Raw genomic sequence first — 21,037 nt, forward strand, 5'->3', positions numbered from 1 at the left:
TCGGCCATCGGTTTTCACCTCGGCATCCGTGCCGTCCCGTCCGTCAGGGCCGGGGTGGCCTTTGACGCTCGCAGCGCTGCTGGCAAGCTGCTCCATCGCTGGGGCCAGCGCGCAGCAGCTCAACCCGCCAGGTGTCGGACCCAACCCGCCATTGCCGCCCCCGCACAAGAACCTGCTTCTGCCCACCGTCAACATCGCGCCGGCCGACGAGTGGCCGCAAGGCGTGACGCCGCTCGCGCCCACAGGCTTCAAGGTGACTGCACTGGCCAGTGGCCTGGACCATCCGCGTTGGGTGTACACCCTGCCCAACGGCGACGTGCTGGTGGCTGAAAGCAACAAGCCGCAACCCGAAGAAGGCGCGAAGAACGTGCACGCCGACGGACTGCGCGGCAAGGCCATGGGCATGGTCATGAAGCGTGCCGGCGCGGGCACGCCCAGTGCCAACCGCATCACGCTGCTGCGCGATGCCGACGGCGACGGTGTCGCGGAAACCCGCACGGTGTTCATGAAAGACCTCGTGTCGCCGTTCGGCATGGCCCTGGTGGGCCAACAGCTGTACATCGCCAACGCGAATGCGATAGTCAAGGTGCCGTACGAAACCGGCCAGACCTCAATAGCGACGACTCCCACCAAAGTCACGGACCTGCCGGCGGGCGCCAACCACCACTGGACCAAGAACATCCTTGCCAGCGCTGACGGCAGCAAGCTGTACGCGACGGTGGGCTCCAACAGCAACATCGGCGACAACGGCCTCGCAGCAGAGGAAGGCCGCGCCGCGATCTGGGAGGTGGATGTTGCCACCGGCAACAAACGCCTGTTTGCCACCGGCCTGCGCAACCCCAACGGCCTGGGCTGGGAGCCGCAAAGCAAGGCGCTCTGGACCGTGGTCAACGAACGCGATGAGCTGGGCAACGATCTCGTGCCCGACTACCTCACGTCCGTCAAGGACGGCGCCTTCTACGGCTGGCCCTGGAGTTACTGGGGCCAGAACGTGGACACGCGCGTCAAGCCGGCCAACCCGGACATGGTGGCCAAGGCCGTAGCGCCCGACTACGGCCTGGGCTCCCATGTCGCACCGCTAGGCATGGCCTTCTCGGACGCACGCATGCCCACGCAGTACGCCAGTGGCGCTTTCATCGGGCAGCACGGTTCGTGGAACCGCAAGGATCTGACAGGCTACAACGTGGTGTTCGTGCCCTTTGCCGGTGGGCAGCCGTCCGGGCCGCCCGTGGAGTTTCTGGGTGGCTTTCTGAGCAAGGACGGCAAGGCCTACGGACGCCCCGTCGGTGTCGCCATGGACGGCAAGGGCGCACTGCTGGTGGCCGACGATGTGGGCAACACCATCTGGCGTGTGGTTCGCACGGAATAGCCGCCCACCACCGCACCACCGCGCCGTGGCATGCAGCGCGACAATCGACGCAGGGCTGGCAGCGGCTTCCCCCGCTGCATCGCCCTGCTCTCCCTTTCCCTGCTGTCGCCTCGCCTGTCTTCGATCCTCTTTGACCCTCACTCTGCGCTGCCGTGTTGCGGACTTCCATGCCCCCTCTTTTCAAACATGGCGCCGTGTTCATGCTGGCCGGCTGCGCCTGCGTGGCCGCCCACGCCGCCGAAGAAACCACTGACGCACAGCCATCCGCCGATGCTGCGCCCACCTTGCGCACAGTGGAGGTCATGGGCAGCACGGCCGCCCAGCGCCGCTTCGACAGCGCTGCGAGCCACAGCAGCGTGGTGGTGGACGGGTTTTCGGCACCCTCGCCCCTGGTGAATTTGTCAGAGCTGCTGAGCGGCCAGGCTGGCGTGGTCACGCAGGACCGCGGCAACTACGCGCAGGACCTGCAGATCGCCGTGCGCGGCTTCGGCGCCCGCTCCACCTTTGGCGTGCGGGGCGTGCGCATACTGGTCGACGGCATCCCTGCGACCATGCCCGACGGCCAGGGCCAGGCCGCCACCGCGCACCTGCCCTCGGCCGCCCAGATCGATGTGCTGCGCGGCCCGCTCGCGCAGCTGTATGGCAATGCGGCCGGAGGCGTGGTGCAGGTCACCACGCGCGACCCTCGCACGACCGGAACCGCGCAGGCGGGTCTGGCCATCGGGTCGTACGGCCAGCGGCTGGTCGACGCATCGCTCGACTTTGGCGACCAGCGCCTGGGTGGCCTGGTGGACGTGTCCCGTTTCGACACCGACGGTTGGCGCGCACACAGTGGAGCGCAGCGCACACACCTCAACGGCAAGCTGGTGGCGCGGCCGGACGGCCGCACACGCGTGACTGCGCTTGTCAACCTGTATGACCAGCCGCTGGCGCAGGACCCGCTGGGCCTGACACACGCCCAAATGCAGAGCGACCCGCGGCAGGCCGCTGCAGTCGCCACCGCGTTCGACACCCGCAAGTCGGTGTCCCAGAACCAGCTGGGTCTGGTGGTGGACCACGAGTTGTCGTCCACCGACAGCGTGCAGCTGCGCGCCTACGGCGGCACGCGCGACCTGACGCAGTACCTGTCCTTTAGCGGTGCAGCCACCAACAGCGCCGGCGGGGTGGTGAGCCTGGACCGCAGCTACCACGGCATGGGCGCCACCTGGACGCGCTCGGCGCGGCTGGCATCCGGCCTGCCAGTGACCCTGACGGCGGGCCTTGAGACGCACCGCATGGCCGAACACCGCCAGGGCTTTGTGAACGATGCAGGCACCAGTGGCGACGTGCGCCGCAACGAGCAGGACCGCGCCACCAACACTGATGTGTACGCGCAGATCGATGCCTGGCTGTCGCCCCGCTGGCGCGCCATTGCCGGCCTGCGCGCAAGCCAGGTGCGCGTGCAGGTGAACGACCGCTACATCACCCCGGCCAACCCGGACGACAGCGGCGCGCGCACCTGGCGCCACACCAGCCCCGTGCTGGGTGTGGTGTGGAGCGCCACCGACGCGTTGAACATTTACGCCAATGCGGGCCGCGGCTTCGAGACACCCACGCTGGCCGAAATGGCCTACAGCGTGGGCAACGCAGGCCCCAACTACGGGCTGTCTGCATCGACAAGCCAACAGTGGGAGATCGGCGCGAAATGGCGCGGCGAGCACCAGCAGGTCGACCTGGCATGGTTCGACACGCGCAGCCGCGGCGAGATCGTGCCGGTGGCCACCGTCAACGGCCGCTCCGTCTTCCAGAACGTGGACAACGTGCGCCGCCAGGGCCTGGAGCTGGCCTGGCGGGCCGCTTGGGGCGCCTGGTCTCCCAGCGCCACCTACACGTACCTGGATGCCCGCTTCGGCAACGCTTACACCGGCGCCGCAGGCGCTGCCGTGGCCGCAGGCAACCGCTTGCCAGGCACTGCACGCCATGTGGCGCAGTGGGCCGTCGACTACGCACCGGGCCCCCGGTGGCGTGTGGGCGGCGCAGTGAACCTGTCGGGCCCGGTATTTGCCAACGACACCAACAGCGAATCGGCTGCAGGCTTTGCCGTAGTGGGGCTGCACGCGGGCTACCAGATGGGCGGCACGGCGCCAGGTGCCACCCGCTGGCAATTGTGGGCCAGGCTCGACAACCTGTTGAACCGACGCTATGCCGGGACACTGATCGTGAACGATGGCAACGGCCGGTTCTTTGAACCGGCAGCCGGCAGACGGTTGATGGTGGGTGTGCGGGCGCAGTTCCTCTAGCGCCGGCCGGCTTCCGTTGCCACTGCCGTTGCAGTTACCGGGCCGCGCCCACAGGCTTACGGGGCAGCGACCAGGGTTGCAAAGGCGGCATTCAACGCCGCCTCGGCCGACAGCAGGCGTTGGCGTGCGTCACCAGCCCACGCGCGGTCTTTGGCCAGGCTGTCGGTGCCAGCGGCGATCATCCGCTGTACCTCCCGCGGTTGGGGGCCACCGGTGCCCGTGCGGGTGACGACCATCTCTGCAGGCGACAGCGCGCGGCGAAATTCCTTCTCGCTCAGCGGAAGCCGCTGCTCCTTGAGGTCGTATTTTTTACCTGCTTCGCGGTAGATCTTCACAGCCTCTGCATAGGGAAAATCCTTGGGCCGAATGTTGCGCTCTTTCGCAAACAGCACCACGTCGGATGCGAAGTGGTGCCCCACGCGGAACGGCACGCCGTGACTGCGCTGCAGTGCCTCCGCCAGCTCCATCGACGTGGTCCATTCGGACTCCAGCTCCTCCAGTGCACGCGCCGGATCGATGCGCAGCGAATCGAGCACATCGGTGAACTGCTGCAGCATTTCGACAGCCTGCACAAACGTCTTGGCGCTGGCAGGGCTCCAGGTGTTCTTGTAGTCGATCATGCCCGGTGTCACGTTATGGGCGCGCCACAGCGATGCCTGCGCCGAGGACACCACATCGCTGGCCTTGGCCCGCGTGTTCTGGATGATTCCGGGGTTGGCCTTTTGCGGCATGGCGCTGCTGGTGTAGGTCTTGGAGCTGGCCAGCAGCAGCCAGGGCCGGGTCTGGTGGTACTGCGTGTGAACATCCTGCATGAAGGCCCCGACGCGGATGGCGGTCGAGCTGGCGATGGACGTGGCTTCTATGGGAATGTCGTAGGTGCTGATCTGCCCGGCATCCAGCGAGTTCACGATCAGGCCGTCGAACCCGAGCAGTTGTGCCAGGCGCTCGCGGTTGATGCTCCAGCTGGAGTTGGCCAGCACTGCGGTGCCCATGGGGCTGAGGTTGACGCGTGCGTAGGCCTCGCGGATGCGCGCCGAGTCGCGACCGAACGAGTCGGCAAAGGCCATCAGGTAGTGTGCATAGCTGATGGGCATGGCCTGCACGCCGTTGGTGTAAGCAGGCACATACGTGGCGGTGTGCGCCTGTGCGATGGTGATGAGCCGTGCACGCACCTGATCCAGGGCGTCTGCGAAGTCCAGCATCTCCAGCCGCAGCTGCGCGGCGTTCAGCGTGGAATGGATGTCCTGCCGGCTGCGGCCGGTGTGGATGAGCGTGGCCTCGGGCCCCACGGCGTCCGTGATGATTTTCTCGACCTGCAGGACGTCGGTGGGCCGCTTGCCGCCGGGCGCGCTGGCCTGTGCGATCGACTGCTCCACGCCGCGCGCTATGCGGCCTGCCAGCGTCTTGGGAATGATGCCCTGCTCGACGTTCATCACGGTCGATGCCATGTTGATCCGGCCGATCCAGTAAAAGGTGTCTTGCGATTTGGACAGGGCACTGGTGGCGTCACCCCTCACGACGCCCTGGATCTTGGCGACCTGCGCCTGGCATTCGGCCGTGGTCTTGCAGGCGGTATCCAGCGTGTCGGCAGCGTGTGCAGTGCTAGCGGCCAGCATCGCGCCGACGATGGGCAGCAGGTAAAGGCGGGAGGTGCGCGGTGCGGCACGGCGCGACGGGTAAGTACAGGGCGATGGCATGTGGTTTTGTCTCCTCAGTGACCGCGGGACCTTGGCATGTCCCTTTCGGCAATAACATTCGTGGAGTGGATTGACTGAGCGCGTTGGCGCCCACCCTTCAGGGCCCGGGCATCGTTGCACAGCGCGCCGCGCGAGACCAATGCTTCTTTAGCTGTCTGATTCATTTTTTGAATACCCATGTCTGAGCCCTCCCCGTCGGTCCTGTTCAATCGAATCCTGGGTCGCGTCCGCCTGAAGCACCTGCAACTGGTGATCGCGATTGCCGACCTGCAAAGCCTGCACCGGGCTGCAGCGTCCATCGGCCTGAGCCAGCCTGCCGCCACCCACGCCCTGGCAGAGCTGGAGAACACACTGGGCGGGGCCATCTTCGAACGGCACGCCAAAGGCATGCGCCTGACGAGCCTGGGTCGCGCAGTGCTACCGCTGTTGCGGGCCGCGCTGGTGCCCATCGAGGCGGTGGCCGGCAATGCAGCGCTGATGCAGCAGGGGGCAGCGTCCGCCCCGATCCGCATCGGGAGCATTGCCGCGGGCATCAACGGCTTGCTGACCACGGCGATACACGCTTATTGCGCGTTGCAGCCAGACGCCGTCATCGATGTGCAGGAGATCACCATCGACAACCTGCTCGCGAGCATTCAAGAAGGAAAACTGGACCTTGCGATCTGCCGCCAGCCGGAGCCCATGCCACAGGGTTTCGAGTTCCACGCCGTGCGGCAGGACGAGTTCGTCGTCGCGTGCCGCACAGGACACCCGTTGGCTCAGCAAGCCACCCTGCAGGCCGCTGATTTGCTCGCGCATCGCTGGCTTGCCCCACCGCTCACAGGGCTTGGCCCCTTGCAGGTGGAGCATCTCTTCGACGACCTGGGGGGTGTTCCCGATCTATGCAGGGTGTCCAGCCGCTCGGCAGAAATCGCCTATGCCCTGCTGTCCGCCAGCGACTTGCTGGTGTGCCTGCCGATGAGCCTGGTGCGGCCGTTCGTGCAACGGCAGGACCTGGCCGTGCTGGCCTGGCAAACCAGGCCTGTACCGCCGCTGGGCGTGCTGGTCAGAGCGGACTTAATGACGGACCATGGTGCGGCCCACCCGTGCCGCCCGTTCATCCATCACCTTCTCGCGCAGGCCCAGTAGCGCCGCCGACGCTACGGCGCCCGGCGCTGCTAGCGCGGCAATGCGTAGGCACGCACCGAGTCACCGGCCTTGGTGCCCGTGGAGCCATGCCCGCCCGCCACCACCACCACGTACTGGCGCCCGTCGTCGCCCGTGTAGCTCATGGGCGTGGCCTGCCCGCCGGCGGGAAGGCGGTCGTGCCAGATGATGCGGCCGTCGTTCACGTCATAGGCACGCACATAGTTGTCGAGCGCGCCTGAGTAGAACGCTACCCCTCCGGCCGTCACCATGGGCCCGCCGATACCGGGCACCCCCATGCGAAACGGAAGCGGTACTGGCGCCAGGTCGCGCACCGTACCGTTGCGGTGCTTCCATGCCACCTGGCCCGTGCGCAGGTCGACACCCGCCACGTAGCCCCAGGGCGGTGCCTGGCAGGGCAGGCCCATGGGCGATACGAAAGGCTTCATCGACGCGGCAAAAGGCGCACCAAAGTTTTCGTTGAGCGCGGGCAGGTTGCCTTTGGGCGGTCCATCCTTCTGCACCATCAGGCTGGAGTCGTCTTTGCGGGGGACCAGCTTGGACACGAACGCCAGGTATGTGGGCGTGGTGAACGCCACCTGGCGGGACGGGTCGACCGCAATGCCTCCCCAGTTGAACACGCCGAAGTTGCCTGGATACACCAGGCTGCCTTGCTCGGAGGGCGGGGTGAACCTGCCCTCGTAGCGCAGCCGATGGAACGCGATGCGACAGGCCAGCTGATCGAACATCGTTGCGCCCCACATGTCACGCTCGCGCAGCGGGGGCGGGTTGAACGACAGGGCCGAGTGGGGCTGCGTGGCCGCAGTGTGGTCGCCGGCGGCTGCGCCCTGGGGTGCTGGCGCCTCCTGTACCGGCAGCAACGGCGCACCGGTGCGGCGGTCCAGCACAAACAACTCGCCCTGCTTGGTGGGCTGCACCAGTGCAGGCACCGTCTGGCCATTGATCTGCAGGTCGAGCAGGGTCGGTTGTGCAGGCACGTCGTAGTCCCACAGATCGTGGTGCACGGTCTGGAAGTGCCAGCGCACGCGGCCGCTGGCCAGGTCGAGCGCCACAACAGACGACGAATAGCGTTCCACCGCCGGACTGCGGCGGCCGCCCCATTGGTCGGGTGGCTGGTTGCCCATGGGCACATAGACCATGCCCAGTGCCTCGTCCACGCTGGATATGGACCAGCTGTTGGGCGAGTTGGGCGTGTAGGTGCGCCCTGGCGCCAAGGGTGCGGTGTCGTCAGGGTTGCCTGAATCCCAGTTCCATACCAGCTGGCCGGTGTCGATGTCGAATGCGCGGATCACGCCCGACTGCTCCTTGACGGACGCGTTGTCGAGCACCGTGCCACCCACGATCACGTAGCGCTGGGTGACCACCACCGGCGAGGTCGAGTAGTACGCACCTGGCCGCAGGTTGGGCATGCGCTGCCACAGGTCGATCTGGCCGGTGCCCCCGCCAAAGTTGGCGCACACCGCGCCGGTGTCGGGGCTCAGCGCGATGATGCGGCCATCTGCCGTGGGCATGAACAGCTTGGCCATGCAGGCCGCATCCGTCGCACCGCGCCGTGCCGCGATGGGCGTCTGACGGGAGTTGGATGCGGCAGCAGCAGTGTCGGCAGGCGCCGCGGTAGCCGCAGTAGGCGCCGCAGCAGTGAGGGGCAACACGGGCACTACGGTTGCGCCAGCGTTCACATCCGCCGCAGCAGCGCGCGGCGGCTGGTAAGACAGCCCGCGGCAGGTCAGATGCTGCAAAGCCAGCTTGTTTTCAATCTGGGGGTCGTAGCGCCACAGCTCCTTGCCCGTGGTCGCATCCAGCGCAATCACCAACTGGTGCGGCGTACACAGAAAAAGCCGATTGCCGATCTTGAGCGGCGTAACCTCGTACGTGGTCTCCTCAGGGTCGCCCGGCTTGCCCCGCACATCGCCTGTGCGGTATTCCCAAGCCAGCTTCAATGCCGACACGTTGGCGGGCGTGATCTCCGACAAAGGAGCAAAGCGCTGGCCCAGGCCAGTGCGTCCATAAGCGTGCCACTCTCCAGGCGCAACCACAGGGTTGCCGGGCATGCCCGATGCGGGGGTGGGCGCGACTGCGGGCGTGACGGTGGCAGAGGCTTCGGTCCGCGGCAATGTGCCCGCGACATCGTGCGGGTCACGAAACCACGACGCGACCGCGACGGCTGCAGACACCACGATCACCAGACCCAGCAGTGCACTGCCTGAGGGCGACCAGCCCCGGTGCGCCCGGCGCGAACCCAAAGGCGAAGCGGAGGCATCTCTCTCGTCGGTGAGCGAAGGGCGCCCCGACCAGCGGGTGAGCATCCACAGGCCCAACACGAACAGCACATCGAGCCGCGCGGCCAACGGCCACCAGTCGAGGCCCACCTCCCACAGCGCCCACGCGAGCGACCCGCCGAGCACCACGGCATACCACCCACGCGCCCACGGATGCTGGCGGGCCCACAAGAATCCCGTGACCAGCAGCGCGCTCCCGACCGCAGCGTAGTACCAACTGCCGCCGAGCGACGCCAGCCAGAGACCGCCCGCCAGAACGGCTGCGCCCATCAGACCGGCGATAACGCCCGTCACCATTGCCCTGCGTGTGTGATTTGCCATGCCGACCCCATCCCATTGCGCTTGTAAAGGCTCTTCCGCGCGGCACCTGCGCGCGGATGTGGACCTAAAGCCATGGTGACGATGTTGGCGGGGAAGCGCCGTGGGTTCTGGCGCTGATGGCAAGTGCGCCCTCGCCTACAGGCGGTGAAGCGCTACGCCGGTCTCGCGCTCCAAACTTTCGGCATTGGGCTGCGCAAAGTCTCTCCAGAGAACCGTGTCAAACGTGTGCGCCCAGCAGAACGCATTCACATCGCGGCCAGCACCCACGACGCACCACCATCATGGAAGACCGCATCTGGCCTTACAGCAGGTTGCCGACCTCGCCGTGAGAAACCCGCCCAGTGCACACCGCTTGGACCACGGGCTCCGGCTCATCCCGCAAACCAGCGCAAGGCACTTGCATGTGCCGAACGGATGACCCCGCGTGGCGCCGGATCCAGCCGACCAGCGCGTCCCGCTCCATCGGCCTGGCGATGTGAAACCCCTGGCCTTCCTGGCAGCCCATGCCGCGCAGCGACTGCCAGACGGCGGCATCCTCGATGCCTTCCGCCAGCACGCTCAGGCCGAGTTTTCGGCCCAACTGGGCCACCATCTCAGCAATGCGCGCGCCGCGCGGTTCACCGAGCTGTCGGACGAATGAACGGTCGATCTTGATGCGGTCCAGCGGCAGGCGTTCCAGGTAGCTCAGTGACGAATACCCGGTGCCGAAGTCGTCGATGGCAATCGTGATGCCCTTGGCTCGCAGAGCCGACAAAGTGTGCTCCAGGAACTGCGTCGGGAGCACCGCCACCGACTCCGTGATCTCCAGTTCGAGGTGCTCGCCTTGCAGCCCGCTGTGGTCCAGCGCAGCGCACACGATGTCGAAAAATCCCGGGTCCTGCAACTGCACCGTGGACACATTGACGGCCATGCGCTGCGGGGCAGCGTTGGCATCCAGCAGCTCACGCATGGTGGCGCACGCGGTGGCCAGAACCCACTGCCCCAGTCCGACAATGAGGCCGGAGTGTTCGGCCACGGGAATGAACTGATCGGGCGGAACGAATCCGCCGTCCGCCGTCCGCCATCGCAGCAGTGCCTCCAGCCCCACCAGGGCATGGGTGTCGAGGTTCAGCTGGGGCTGGTACACGAGGAACAGCTGTTCGTTCTCGATGGCCTCCCGCAGCTCGGAACGCAGCAAGGCACGGGCCCTTGCCTCCGTTCCCATTTGCACGGCGTACTGGAGGTCCTGGCCCCGGTGGTCGCGTTTCGCGCGCTTGAGGGCGATGGTCGCATCCTTGACCAGATCGGCACCGGCCTGCGGTTCGTCGGGCAGGAGCACGTACCCACAGGTGAGCGATACCTTGTGCGGTACGCCGTCGATGTTCAACGGTTGCCGAACGCAATCCAGCAGGCTTCTCGGCCTCACCTGCCGGACGGAGCCCAGCACCCCGAAGGTGTCCGCCCCGAGCCGCGCCAACAGCACGCCAGGCGGCAGCGATGCTTCCAGGCAACGCGCGACCTTCTCCAGCAGCCGGTCGCCAAAGCGATGGCCCATCACCTCGTTCGTGGCGCTGAAGTCATCAATATCGATCAGCGCCAGAACGTAGTCGGTGGCCCCGTGCCGCGCGCAATCATTGACCTCTTCGACAAAGTGCGCGCGGTTGGGAAGGTTCACCAAAGGGTCGTGGTAGGCGCTCTCGTGCAACCGCCCCAGAAGCCCGCGGTTGTGCAGCAGCGTGCTCAGGTTCGCGCACAGCACATCGAGCAACTGCGGCTCCAGGCCGCGATGGTTGCGGGGCACATCCATGAACACCACGAAGTCTTGCTCGTCCTTGTGGCCGATGTGCAGCGCCAGTCCTCCCGACTCGCCGAACACGTTGTACCGCTTGGCGATGGAAGTGCACAGCAGATCGAGTTCGGGCCCTTGTGACAACAGATCCAGCGGGAGCCCTGCGAGTTCGGAGAACCTGCCCGAGGCGGCCAGTACGTAGTAGTCACGCCGGTTCTCGCCGCGCTGCACGCACACCAGGCCCTCGCGTTCCACATTCAGCAAGGCCGCCAGTTGCGTCAGCACTGCCGATGCGAACTCATAGGCATCCTTCGTTTCCAGAAGCGATGCGCTGGAGCGCACGATCATCTCCAGGCTGACCCGGCTGGCATCGACCGCGCACAGTTGTTTGTAGGACCGAACCGCTGTCACGACCATCGCCAACAGCCGGTCGGGGGTGAGTTCGGCCTTGGTCCGGTAGTCGTTGATGTCGTACCGCAGCAGGGTGTCAAGGTCCGGCACCTGCCCGGGCTGGCCGGTGCGCAGCACGATGCGGGTGTTCCTCAGGCCCGCCGAGTGGCGGATGAAATCGACGAGGTCCAGCCCCGGGCTGGCCTGCTCCGGCACCACGTTGAGGATGACCATGGCAAGGTCGGTTTCCTTGAGCAGCAAAGATTTGGCCTCGTCGCCCGAGAACGCATGCATGAACACCAACGGGCGCTCGAACAGCGTGTGGCCCTCCAGCGCAGCCAGCGTGGCGGCGTGCACGTCGGGATCGTTGTCGACGACGAGTATTCGCCAGTGCGTCCCCATGCCGAGCGCGTCACGCCGTGTGGTGTCGAGGGTGGCCCACCTTGAATCTGCCCGGCGCAGTTCAGCCTCAGACCACATGCTCAAGCGATGGCAAAGAGCTGGCCGCCACGCAGACCTGGTTTCGCCCACCGCGCTTTGCGACGTAAAGCGCTTCGTCAGCCAGGCCATAGGCGCTGTCGAAATCGCTGCCCGCACCCGCCCAGCACACGCCGAAGCTGGCCGTGACGCCGCTGCCGTCCGGCAGATCGAAGACGCACGTCTCGATGGCCTGCCTGAGCGCCTGCGCCACCCGCTCGGACTCCTGGGCGCTGTGCTGCCGCAGCACCACGGTGAACTCCTCGCCGCCCACGCGCCCTATCTGCGCGGTGGCCGGGACCACCGCCTGGAGACAGGCGACCACGCCCAGGATGACCTTGTCGCCCATCGGGTGGCCGAAGCTGTCGTTGATCCGCTTGAAGTGATCGATGTCGAGAACGACCAGGGCCAGGTCTTCGCGGACGAAATGCCGGTTGACCCGTTCGATGATGGCCGCGCGGTTGAGCACGCCCGTGAGCGGGTCATGATTGGCACGGTGTTCGAGCTCGGCCGCCAGATCCTGCAGCCGTGTGTTCATCTGGTTCATCTCCAGCTCGGCCCTGTCGCTGCGGCGCACCAGCCTGCGCGTCTCCCGCAGGAGTCGCTCGTATGCCAGGATCAGCTCGCCCAGGGCCGACCCACAGGCGTCCTGCGCGGAGCCTGCGCAAGCCGAATGGGCAGCTCGGGCTGCCAGCAGCGTCTGGTTCTCGGCATCGAAAAGATCGGGCGCCGGCCCGGTTGCAGCGCTCACCATTCAAGCGGCTCCCACCGCATGGGTGACGAACTCGATGGCTGGGAAGTCTTCGCTCAACTCCTGGCCGAACTCGAGGATCGTGTCGTCCTCTTCGTCGTGGTACCAGTTGAGCACCACCCGGTTGCCCGCTTCTGCAGCGTTGCTCAGCGCCTCGATCAGGTTGAACAGCATCTTGGTGCTGGAGCTGTTGAAATACGCCAGCGCCACGTTCACGTTCAGGGTGGCTTCGCGCTGCGTGGACAAGAATTCGCTGAGGCGCGCGATGATGTCGCCGTAGAACGCGGCTGCATTCTCAGGATACGACTCGCCCCGGAGACTGAGCGTCTGCGCATCAAACTTGAAATCCACCTCAGGCGAGCTGGGCGTTGGTGCGATGTAGAGGTTTTCCATCAGTAATCTCGATTCATTGACAGGCGCTGTGCGCCTAGATGGCTGCCTTGAGGTAGAAGACAGGCGAACTGCCGGTCTCCTCGTCGGCGTCGAAGTCAAATTCGAGCGGCTCGCGCGCATCCCGCGCGACGGTCAGAAAACCCATCCCCGCTCCCTTGCTGCCTTGTGGCGTTTCCTCGCGCAGCGTTTGTCGGTAGGCCTGCTTGATCTCCTCGAGCGTCATGCTGCGCAGCGCACTCAGCTTGATGCGCAGCTCTTCGGCCACCACGCGCTCGATGGGGTTGGCGCACAGCAGCGAGAAGCTGCCATCCGCCTCGCGGCGAATGCACACCGACCCGTGGCGCAACTCGCCGTTGTTCTGGCTCGCAGGCGTCAGGGAGTCCGCCGAGTAGTGAATGATGTTCTGCGCCATCTCGACGAAGGACGAAAAGAGCTTGCGCCGCGTAGGAGCAGCGACACCGGCGACTTCGAGCTGCAGCTTCACCGCGTCGGCCATCGCAGCCACGATGTGCTGCGAGAAATACCCCACGTAGTAGAAGATGACCTGGTGCTGGCGCGCCAGGTGGAAGAACGAGCCGTACTTGGTGGCGATCGTGAGAGAAGGCATATCGTGGTCTGTCTATGTGCGAAAGCTAAAGAAGGTCAGGTCGTCGCGCCGATGGTGCTCGCCTTGCCAAAGGCGAAGCGCTTCCAGCAGCGCAGCGTTGACTTCTGACGGCGTCTTTTCCCTGTGCTCGAGCAGCACCTCGCGCACACGGCGCTTGCCCAGCGCAATGCCGCGGGGGCCACCGATCTGGTCGATCAGCCCGTCGGTGCTGACGAACACCAGACTGCCCGCGGGTAGCACCACTTCCTGGTTCTTCCATGCGTAATCGAACTCGCTGTCCACATAGCCAACGCCCTTGCGCTGCCCATCCAGCACGTCTACCGTGTCGGCTCCGGGGCGAACCACAAACATCGACAGCCGCGCGCCGGCAAAAACCAGCCGGCCTTGCGCGGGCTCGAACCAGAAGCACGCGGCGTCCATGCCGTCGTCGGAACCCGGGGTGCGATCCTGCCCATCCACCTGACCCAGCATCTGCTTGATGCTGCGGTTGACGTGGCCCAACAGGCTTGCGGGGTCGCGGGGGCCATTCTGTTCAATGGCCTGGTTCAGGCTGGTGGACGCAATCAACGTCATGAATGCGCCGGGCACGCCGTGGCCGGTGCAGTCCGCCACCGTAGCAAACCAGCCATCGGCATCCGTGCTGAACTGGTAGAAGTCGCCGCCGACGATGTCCCGCGGTTGCCACACCAGGTCGGCGTCCGGGCAAGCGCGTGCCAGGGCGTCGAGCGAGCTGCGCAGCGTGGACCGCTGGATCACGCTGGCGTATTCGATGCTGTGCATGATCTGGCGGTTGCGAGAGGCCTGCATGTCGGCCACCACCCGCATGAGCTGCAGCCCATTGCCGATGCCCGCATAGGCACCGTCGCGCGTGATGATGAAGCCGTCGGACAGGGCCTTTTCTCCGTACTCCACGGTCTTGAAGGTCAACGCATCGATGTCCAGGGCCGCGTCGACAATCAGCGGCTCCTTGTCCATGAAGGCGATGCAGCTCTTACGGCCATACAGCTCCTGTCGGAACTGCTTGCTCATCTGCGACAGAAAAATGCTGCGGTTGATCAGGCCGATCGGCTGGCTGCCTTCCACCACCGGCAGACTCACCAGGTCGCGGTGGCGGTTGAACACCTCCATGACCTTTTCATTGGTCTCGTCCGTCGTCATGCACGGCACTTCGATGCACAGGTCGGCGGCGCTGGGCTGGCGAAAACGCGGCCGGAAATCGCTCAGGTACTCAGTGGTTTCGGGCATGAACAGCGCCAAAGAATCGTTGTGAGCAAATGTTACCGGTGCGGTATTTCGGTTTTGTGACGCTGTGGTGCGGTCACTTCCGAAAACTGCAGCGCTGCTCATCTTTCGCCGGGCTGACCCGGGGCGCCGCCTTGAACAGCGGAGTTCCGACCCAGCCTTATGCGGTGACTCTTGAACCTCGCGTCCCATGCGCCAAGCGCCGGGCTCCTCACTCCACGGTCACCCCACCGTTTTTCTCAGCACCCGCAGCACATCGGCCACGTCATAGGGCTTGGCCAGCACCTGCACACCTGGCATGGAAACGCGGTTCTCCGAATAGCCGGTGGCCAGCACCACCTTGACGTGGGGGAAGCGGCTCACGATGGTCCTGGCGAGGTCGATGCCATTGATCGTGCCGGGCATCACGACGTCGGAAAATACGACGTCGATCTTGGTGCCGGCCTCCAGGCAGGCCAACGCGGCGTCGGCACTCTCGGCCATGATCACGAAAAACCCTCCGCCCTCCAGCGCAGGCGCGACGCTTTCGCGGACCAGGGCGTCGTCCTCCACGAACAATAGCGTGCCGCCACCGCGCCCACCCGAACCTGCTGCGGGCTCCTCGCCCGCCGTGCTGCCCCGCACATCGGCAGCCGCTCCAGGCGCCTCGGTGGCACCGACGGCCCTGGGCAGGTAGATGTCCACCTGCGTTCCCTGCCCCTCGCGGCTGTGGAGCAGCAATGTTCCGCCAGATTGCCGCGCGAACCCGAAAGCCTGCGGCAACCCCAGGCCCGTACCCTCGCCCACCCGTTTGGTGGTGAAGAACGGGTCCAGCGCCTTGGCCATGACATCGGCCGTCATGCCGATCCCGGAATCCGAGAAGCTCACCCGCACGTAGTCGTCCACCGGCAGCCCGGCCGCGGGGGAGGCGCCCGGCTCGTTGCCGACCACCACGCGAATGCTGCCCCCGGTGGGCATCGCATCCTTGGCGTTGATCACCAGATTGAGGAACGCCAGCTCGAACTGCGTCGGGTCGATGGTGACGGGCCAGGCCTCCTCCGGAATGACCACGTCCAGCGCGATGCTGGCGGGCAGCACGTTGTCCACCAGGGGGCGGAACTCGTGGATGTGCTTTTGCAGGCTCACGGTCTCCAGCCGCGCATCCTGCGTGCGGCCGAAGGAACTGAGCTGCCCCGTCAGTGTCTTCGCGCGCTTGAGCGCCTTGGTGCAGGTGTCGAGCAAGCCCTGCACACGGTCGGACTCGTTGACCCGCTTGGCCAGCTGCAGCGAGGTCGACAAGGTCTGCAGCAGGTTGTTGAATTCGTGGGCGATGCCTCCGGTCAGCCGACCCAGGGCTTCCATCTTCTGGCCCTGCAGCAAAGCCTTTTGCGCGCGCTCGGTGTCGGCCACGGCTTGTGCAACGCGCAACTCCAGCTCGCGCTGGTTCAACAACAAGCGATCGCTCACCTGTGCGATCCGCACGCCCACGGCGTCGACCTCGACCAGCCCCTGTGACGTGTAGTTCACTTGTTCGCCCCGGCCCAGTGCATCGGCCGCCAATGCCAGCCGGTCCATGCGAGAGATGACCCCCGCGCCGATGCGGCGCGCCACCAGCAGCGAGATGATCAGCACCAGAACGGCAGCCAATGCAAAGAGCCCGGCCCCGCGCAGGGCCGATCGCCGAATCTCGCTCTCGGGAATGCTGAGAACGACCGTCCAGTCCGATGCGGCCACGCGCTGGTAGAACGTCTTGACGGCCACCCCATCGAGCGTGACCGAGCGGGTGACGCCCTGCGCGGTGGATGCGAAGAGTTTTTGAAGCCGCTCGTCCGAGGCCTTGCCTACAAATTTCTCGGGGTCTCGCGAGCGTGCCAGCACTACCCCCTTGCGGTCGACAATCGCGCCCAGCCAGCTGGCCGGCATGTTTTGCTGGGACATCAATGCCTGCACCGCGGCAGCATTGACCCCCATGACGACGAAGTAGCGGACGGCACCGCGCTCCATGAATGGCACCTGGACGACGAAGTCGTACCGCTTGCCGAGCGGCGCAAAAAAGACGTCCGACACCAGGGGAGAGACGCCACCGTCACGCTGCATCAGGTCGCTGACGTTGGACGCTCGCTGGGTCGGAAGCACGGACCCCAGCGGTACCCGCGTGTTGAGCAACTGCCGCCCGCTCGGTTCGATCAGGATGATGGTGGTGTCGGAGGTCGGTGCGTTCTTCTTGGCGAACTCGTAGAACGTCGCCAGGTCACCGGTGGCCAGGGAAGGCGCATTGGCGATGGTGCCGAGGATGCGCTGCCGGGACTGCAGTTCGTTGTCCACCAGAAGCGAGAAGGTGCGCGCCGCCTCCTTCAGCCCGGTTTCCTGGGTGGCCTGCTCCTCCTGATAGACATACCAGATGGCCAGCATCGCCGCCAGGGAAGCAGGTATCAGTACGGAAAGGACGAGAGCGAACAGCTGACTTTTGATGCGCATGGCCAACGATCAACACGAGAGTCCGACGATACAAACCAGGAGATATCGCGTCTCTGGGTCACGAGATGGTTGCCGACTATAGCGCCGGGCAGCGAGCGCGGTGCGGGCCATGGCATGCGGCGGCGGTTAGCCGCGACCCCGGCGCCTGCGGCAGGTCGCTGGCGCATTCAATACCGCATCGTGCTAGGCCAGCAGCTTGATGCCCTGGCGAATCGACTGCCGCTTCTTCCAGTAGTCCTTCCAGGGGTCGTCTTTCTGAAAACTCAGGTACTCCCGCGCCGTCGCAATCGTCCAGTGGGCCCCACCTTTGAGCTCTCGCAGTTGCTCCCACGCCACCGGCATCGATACGCCCATGCCGGGCCGAGACCGTGCAGAGAACGCACAGGCGGTGGTTTGCCCGTGCCCGTTGCGCAGATAGTCGATGAAGATCTTGCCCACCCTGTTCTTGCCGCCCATGACGGCCACGAACTTGGACGGGATGACCTTGGCCATGTGCTGCACGACCGCCTGCGAGAAGGCCTTGACCTCGTCGTAGTGGAGCTTCGGAGTGATGGGCACCACCACATGCAAACCCTTGCCCCCGCTGGTCTTGAGCCAGCTTTCCAGCCCCAGCTCCGTGAGCATGACGCGGGTGAGCTCGGCCGCCTCCTGCAGCATCGGCCAGGTCACGCCCTCGCCGGGGTCGAGGTCCAGGATCAGCCGGTCCGGTTGGTCGATGCGCGCGATCTTGGAGTTCCAGGTGTGGAACTCCACCACATTCATCTGCGCCGCGGAGATCAAGGCCTCCAATGAGTCAACCGCCAGCAACGCGGCATGGTCGGGCCAGAGCGCAGGGTCCAGCTCTTTCATCCCGGGCATCTTGCTGTCGGGGTGCTTCTGAAAGAACAGCTGCCCGGTAATGCCGATGGGGGCCCGCACCAGGGAGGCAGGCCGATTCTTGAGGTGCGGCAGCATCCACTCGGCAATGCTCTCGTAGTAGTGCACCAGATCCATCTTGCGCAAGCCCGTGGTGGGGTCGATCACGCGGTCAGGGTGCGTGATCTTCACCGCGTGGGCCTGGCTCCGGCGCTGTGGCTCGGCTGCGTGCGCCGCGGCAGCGACCTGGGCCTTCGGGCGTTCGCGCACGATGGCGCTGGCCGGCTTGTCGGTGCGGATCCCTCGGAACACGGCGTGCCGGATGCGCCTGTCCGGCGTCCATTCGCCAAAAGCCACTTCCACCACCAGGGTGGGCTTGACCCAGCGTTCGCTACCCGCCCGCCGTTTGGACCACCGCCCCGGCTTCACCTCGTCCACACTCACCGGAGGGGTCGCGACCTCCAGCTTCGCAAGCTTGGAGTGAAGCTCCCTGCCGGCGGCTGAATCCCAGCCGGTTCCGACCGAGCCAGCATGGTGCAGCTGCCCGTCCTCGTGGTAGCCCAGCAAGAGGCTTCCAACCTCCTTGGCGGCGTTGGACCGGTCGGTGAACCCCAGCACCACGAACTCCTGACGGTGCTGGCACTTGAGCTTTACCCAGGTTTCCGTCCTGCCCGACACGTACGGTGCATCGGAGCGCTTGGCCAGCACGCCTTCCAGCCCCATCTGGCACGCTGCGCCGAGCAGTTGGGCCGGTGCCACATCAAACGCGTCGCTGAACCGGACGGTGTCGCTGTGGCGCTCGCCGAGCAGCTGCTGAAGCACAGCCCTGCGGTCCACCAGAGGGACTGCGCGCAGGTCCATGCCCCCCAGAAAGGGCACGTCGAACACGAAGAACACAATGTCGCGCGTGTGGGCGCTGTCGATGGAGTTTTGCAGGCGATTGAAGTCCGGGATGCCGGCATCGTTGAGGACGACGATCTCCCCGTCCAGCCAAGCACTGGTCAGGCCCAGCTCGGCCACTGCGTCGGCAATGGACTGCAGCTTCGCAGTCCAGTCGTTGCCGTTGCGCGTGAAGATACGAACACTGTCACCCTCCACGCGGGCCAGCACCCGGTAGCCGTCGAACTTGGTCTCCACGACCCAGTCGCCCTCGGGCACGGCGGACACAAGCGTGGCGAGTTGGGGTTCAAGCCTGGCGGGAAGTCTGGCCTTCCTGGCTGCCTGCAGCGCGTCAGTGCCGCCACCCGCGGCGCGGCGCAGAGGCGACGCCTTGCTTCGCGGCTCACGTTCCTCGATCCAGCCCAGCGGCTTGTCGACCACACTGTCCGGCAACGCGGTAATGACGTCGTAGTCGCTGCGGGGCCGCGCCCACGCGTCGCCCCGCTTCTTGAACAGCATCCATTGATCCTGCTTCTTCTCGCCCGGCTTGGAGATGCGCACCAGCTCCCACAGGCCGGCCAGCTTTTGGCCGTGCAGCTTGAAGATCACCTTGCCCTTGGCCAGGCCCTCGCGCGCATCGCCCACCGGCTCCCACGTGCCGCGGTCCCAGATGATCACCGTACCAGCGCCGTACTCGCCCTTCGGGATGGTGCCCTCGAAGGTGTTGTAGTCGATGGGATGGTCTTCCACATGAATCGCCATGGATTTGGTGGCTGGGTCATAGGACGGCCCCTTGGGCACCGCCCAGCTGACCATTACACCATCGAGTTCCAGCCGGAAGTCGTAATGCAGGCGGGACGCCCAGTGCTTCTGGACCACGAAGTGGAGCGCCTCCGGTGGCGCCGACTGGGTGGACCGCCGCCTCGCCGGCACGACACCAGCCGGTTCTGCGGTTTTCTTGAAGTCGCGCTTGGCGTTGTACCTGGACAGCGGATCCGTCGTCGGTGCAGGCGGTGCGGCAATCGCAGAGGTGGCAGCGGCCGCAGTCTTCGCAGTGCGCGGTCGCGTGGGCGTGGCAGGCAGACCCGCTGCCTTGCGCTTTGCCGGCGCCTTGGCGAGCGAGAGCTCTGCCCACACGGGGGCATGGTCGCTGGCACCTTCTCGCGCCCGCTCATCACGGTCCACACCCGCATCCACCACCTTGAAGGAGGGGCCCGCCAGGATATGGTCGATGCGAAGACCTGCATCGCGCTCCCAGCGCTTGCGCCGGTAGTCCCAGAAAGTGAACGGAACGCCTTTGCGGTGAACCTTGGCCAGGGCATCGGTCCAGCCCTGCGCGAGCACTTGCGCATAGGCTGCGCGCGGCCCGGGCTGGAGCAGTGCGTTGTCCCGCCAGGTGTCTGGCTTGTAGATGTCTGCATCGGTCGGAACCACGTTCCAGTCGCCCATCAGCACCACTGGATAGCCGGAGTCCAGAAGCTCCTGCGCACGCAGCGTCATGCGCTCGAACCAGCGCAGCTTGTAGTCGAACTTGGGCCCGGGCTGGGGGTTGCCGTTGGGGAGATACAGGCACGCGAAAAGCACGCCGTTGATGGCCGCTTCGATGTAGCGCACCTGTTTGTCCGACGGGTCGCCCGGTAAAGCGGTGACCACGGTGAGGGGCTCGTGGTCGCGGCACAGCAGCGCGACTCCGTTCCAGGTCCGCTGTCCGGCCACAGCGCACCGATAGCCTGCAGCCTCCAGCGCCGCAGTGGGGAAGTCGGCCGTGGAACACTTGAGCTCTTGGAGCGCCACCACGTCCGGCTGGGCGCGCTGCAGCCAATCGACCAGCAGGTCTACGCGTTTAATGACGTTGTTGATGTTCCAGGTGGCGACGCGCATGGCGTTATCGGTGGTCAGCCCCGTGCGGCTGTGCGGCAGTGAGATGGCGAACTGGGGCGGTCCTGGCTGTGTTCAGGCTTGTATCAAAGGTCTTTTGCTGGGCTGTGCTGGATTCCTCCATTGCGGGGAAGGATGGAGATTTTTCATCGGACACGGCAGGCTCGCTTTTGAATTTTCGGCCTGTTGCAGCGCCCAGTTGCTGTTGACCATGGCATGACCAGCACTCGCAAACCGCCATGCTATGGC

12 protein-coding genes are annotated in these 21,037 nt (G+C 65.7%); 3 read left to right on the forward strand and 9 right to left on the reverse strand.

Annotation, left to right across the window (positions count from 1 at the left end; all coding sequences use genetic code 11):
- Positions 1 to 61 precede the first annotated feature (61 nt).
- Together ACSQ3N_RS22380 and ACSQ3N_RS22385 are read left to right on the forward strand one after the other, a co-directional pair.
- Positions 62 to 1,369, forward strand: coding sequence for a PQQ-dependent sugar dehydrogenase (locus ACSQ3N_RS22380; protein WP_436147509.1), 1,308 nt, complete (start codon positions 62 to 64; stop codon positions 1,367 to 1,369).
- A 167-nt stretch (positions 1,370 to 1,536) separates the two neighbouring features.
- A complete protein-coding gene (locus ACSQ3N_RS22385; RefSeq protein ID WP_056167107.1) occupies positions 1,537 to 3,648 on the forward strand; it encodes a TonB-dependent receptor family protein in 2,112 nt (703 codons plus the stop codon).
- Positions 3,649 to 3,704: 56 nt separating this feature from the next.
- Here the strand turns inward: ACSQ3N_RS22385 and ACSQ3N_RS22390 are convergent, their stop codons facing one another.
- On the reverse strand, positions 3,705 to 5,345 hold the full coding sequence (locus tag ACSQ3N_RS22390) for an argininosuccinate lyase (protein ID WP_436147510.1): 1,641 nt from the start codon (positions 5,343 to 5,345) through the stop codon (positions 3,705 to 3,707).
- 177 nt (positions 5,346 to 5,522) lie between these two features.
- On the opposite strand from ACSQ3N_RS22390, the gene ACSQ3N_RS22395 reads away from it, so the two are divergent.
- Positions 5,523 to 6,473, forward strand: a complete 951-nt coding sequence (locus tag ACSQ3N_RS22395; RefSeq protein ID WP_056167103.1) for a LysR family transcriptional regulator — start codon at positions 5,523 to 5,525, stop codon at positions 6,471 to 6,473.
- 29 nt (positions 6,474 to 6,502) lie between these two features.
- On the opposite strand, the gene ACSQ3N_RS22400 is transcribed toward ACSQ3N_RS22395, so the two are convergent.
- The 8 genes from ACSQ3N_RS22400 to ligD form a co-directional block, all read right to left on the reverse strand.
- On the reverse strand, positions 6,503 to 9,040 hold the full coding sequence (locus tag ACSQ3N_RS22400; RefSeq protein ID WP_436147998.1) for a membrane-bound PQQ-dependent dehydrogenase, glucose/quinate/shikimate family: 2,538 nt from the start codon (positions 9,038 to 9,040) through the stop codon (positions 6,503 to 6,505).
- Positions 9,041 to 9,392: 352 nt separating this feature from the next.
- Positions 9,393 to 11,651, reverse strand: coding sequence for a putative bifunctional diguanylate cyclase/phosphodiesterase (locus tag ACSQ3N_RS22405; RefSeq protein ID WP_235507394.1), 2,259 nt, complete (start codon positions 11,649 to 11,651; stop codon positions 9,393 to 9,395).
- A 67-nt stretch (positions 11,652 to 11,718) separates the two neighbouring features.
- Positions 11,719 to 12,480 (reverse strand): GGDEF domain-containing protein, encoded by a 762-nt coding sequence (locus ACSQ3N_RS22410; RefSeq protein WP_056167099.1) that lies wholly within the window; start codon positions 12,478 to 12,480, stop codon positions 11,719 to 11,721.
- A complete protein-coding gene (locus ACSQ3N_RS22415; RefSeq protein ID WP_056167095.1) occupies positions 12,481 to 12,870 on the reverse strand; it encodes a DUF1987 domain-containing protein in 390 nt (129 codons plus the stop codon).
- Between the two features lie 34 nt (positions 12,871 to 12,904).
- Positions 12,905 to 13,477, reverse strand: coding sequence for a SiaB family protein kinase (locus ACSQ3N_RS22420; RefSeq protein WP_056167093.1), 573 nt, complete (start codon positions 13,475 to 13,477; stop codon positions 12,905 to 12,907).
- A gap of 12 nt (positions 13,478 to 13,489) precedes the next feature.
- Positions 13,490 to 14,722 carry a SpoIIE family protein phosphatase gene (locus ACSQ3N_RS22425; RefSeq protein WP_056169039.1) on the reverse strand — a complete coding sequence of 411 codons (1,233 nt, stop codon included), beginning with the start codon at positions 14,720 to 14,722 and terminating at the stop codon, positions 13,490 to 13,492.
- Positions 14,723 to 14,941: 219 nt separating this feature from the next.
- On the reverse strand, positions 14,942 to 17,176 hold the full coding sequence (locus tag ACSQ3N_RS22430) for a hybrid sensor histidine kinase/response regulator (RefSeq protein WP_082516887.1): 2,235 nt from the start codon (positions 17,174 to 17,176) through the stop codon (positions 14,942 to 14,944).
- A gap of 183 nt (positions 17,177 to 17,359) precedes the next feature.
- On the reverse strand, positions 17,360 to 20,791 hold the full coding sequence (gene ligD, locus ACSQ3N_RS22435) for a DNA ligase D (RefSeq protein WP_436147511.1): 3,432 nt from the start codon (positions 20,789 to 20,791) through the stop codon (positions 17,360 to 17,362).
- Positions 20,792 to 21,037 lie beyond the last annotated feature (246 nt).

It is taken from the genome of Acidovorax sp. LjRoot194, assembly GCF_964253015.1.
GTDB lineage: Bacteria > Pseudomonadota > Gammaproteobacteria > Burkholderiales > Burkholderiaceae_C > Acidovorax.

What these genes read in the sequence shown, in the direction of transcription:
- ACSQ3N_RS22395 (WP_056167103.1), top strand. Translation starts at nt 5,523, where the DNA reads ATGTCTGAGCCCTCCCCGTCGGTCCTGTTCAATCGAATCCTGGGTCGC.
- ACSQ3N_RS22405 (WP_235507394.1), bottom strand. Translation starts at nt 11,651, where the DNA reads ATGGGGACGCACTGGCGAATACTCGTCGTCGACAACGATCCCGACGTG.
- ACSQ3N_RS22410 (WP_056167099.1), bottom strand. Translation starts at nt 12,480, where the DNA reads ATGGTGAGCGCTGCAACCGGGCCGGCGCCCGATCTTTTCGATGCCGAG.
- ACSQ3N_RS22385 (WP_056167107.1), top strand. Translation starts at nt 1,537, where the DNA reads ATGCCCCCTCTTTTCAAACATGGCGCCGTGTTCATGCTGGCCGGCTGC.
- ACSQ3N_RS22390 (WP_436147510.1), bottom strand. Translation starts at nt 5,345, where the DNA reads ATGCCATCGCCCTGTACTTACCCGTCGCGCCGTGCCGCACCGCGCACC.
- ACSQ3N_RS22415 (WP_056167095.1), bottom strand. Translation starts at nt 12,870, where the DNA reads ATGGAAAACCTCTACATCGCACCAACGCCCAGCTCGCCTGAGGTGGAT.
- ACSQ3N_RS22425 (WP_056169039.1), bottom strand. Translation starts at nt 14,722, where the DNA reads ATGCCCGAAACCACTGAGTACCTGAGCGATTTCCGGCCGCGTTTTCGC.
- ACSQ3N_RS22400 (WP_436147998.1), bottom strand. Translation starts at nt 9,040, where the DNA reads ATGGGCGCAGCCGTTCTGGCGGGCGGTCTCTGGCTGGCGTCGCTCGGC.
- ligD (WP_436147511.1), bottom strand. Translation starts at nt 20,791, where the DNA reads ATGCGCGTCGCCACCTGGAACATCAACAACGTCATTAAACGCGTAGAC.
- ACSQ3N_RS22420 (WP_056167093.1), bottom strand. Translation starts at nt 13,477, where the DNA reads ATGCCTTCTCTCACGATCGCCACCAAGTACGGCTCGTTCTTCCACCTG.
- ACSQ3N_RS22430 (WP_082516887.1), bottom strand. Translation starts at nt 17,176, where the DNA reads ATGCGCATCAAAAGTCAGCTGTTCGCTCTCGTCCTTTCCGTACTGATA.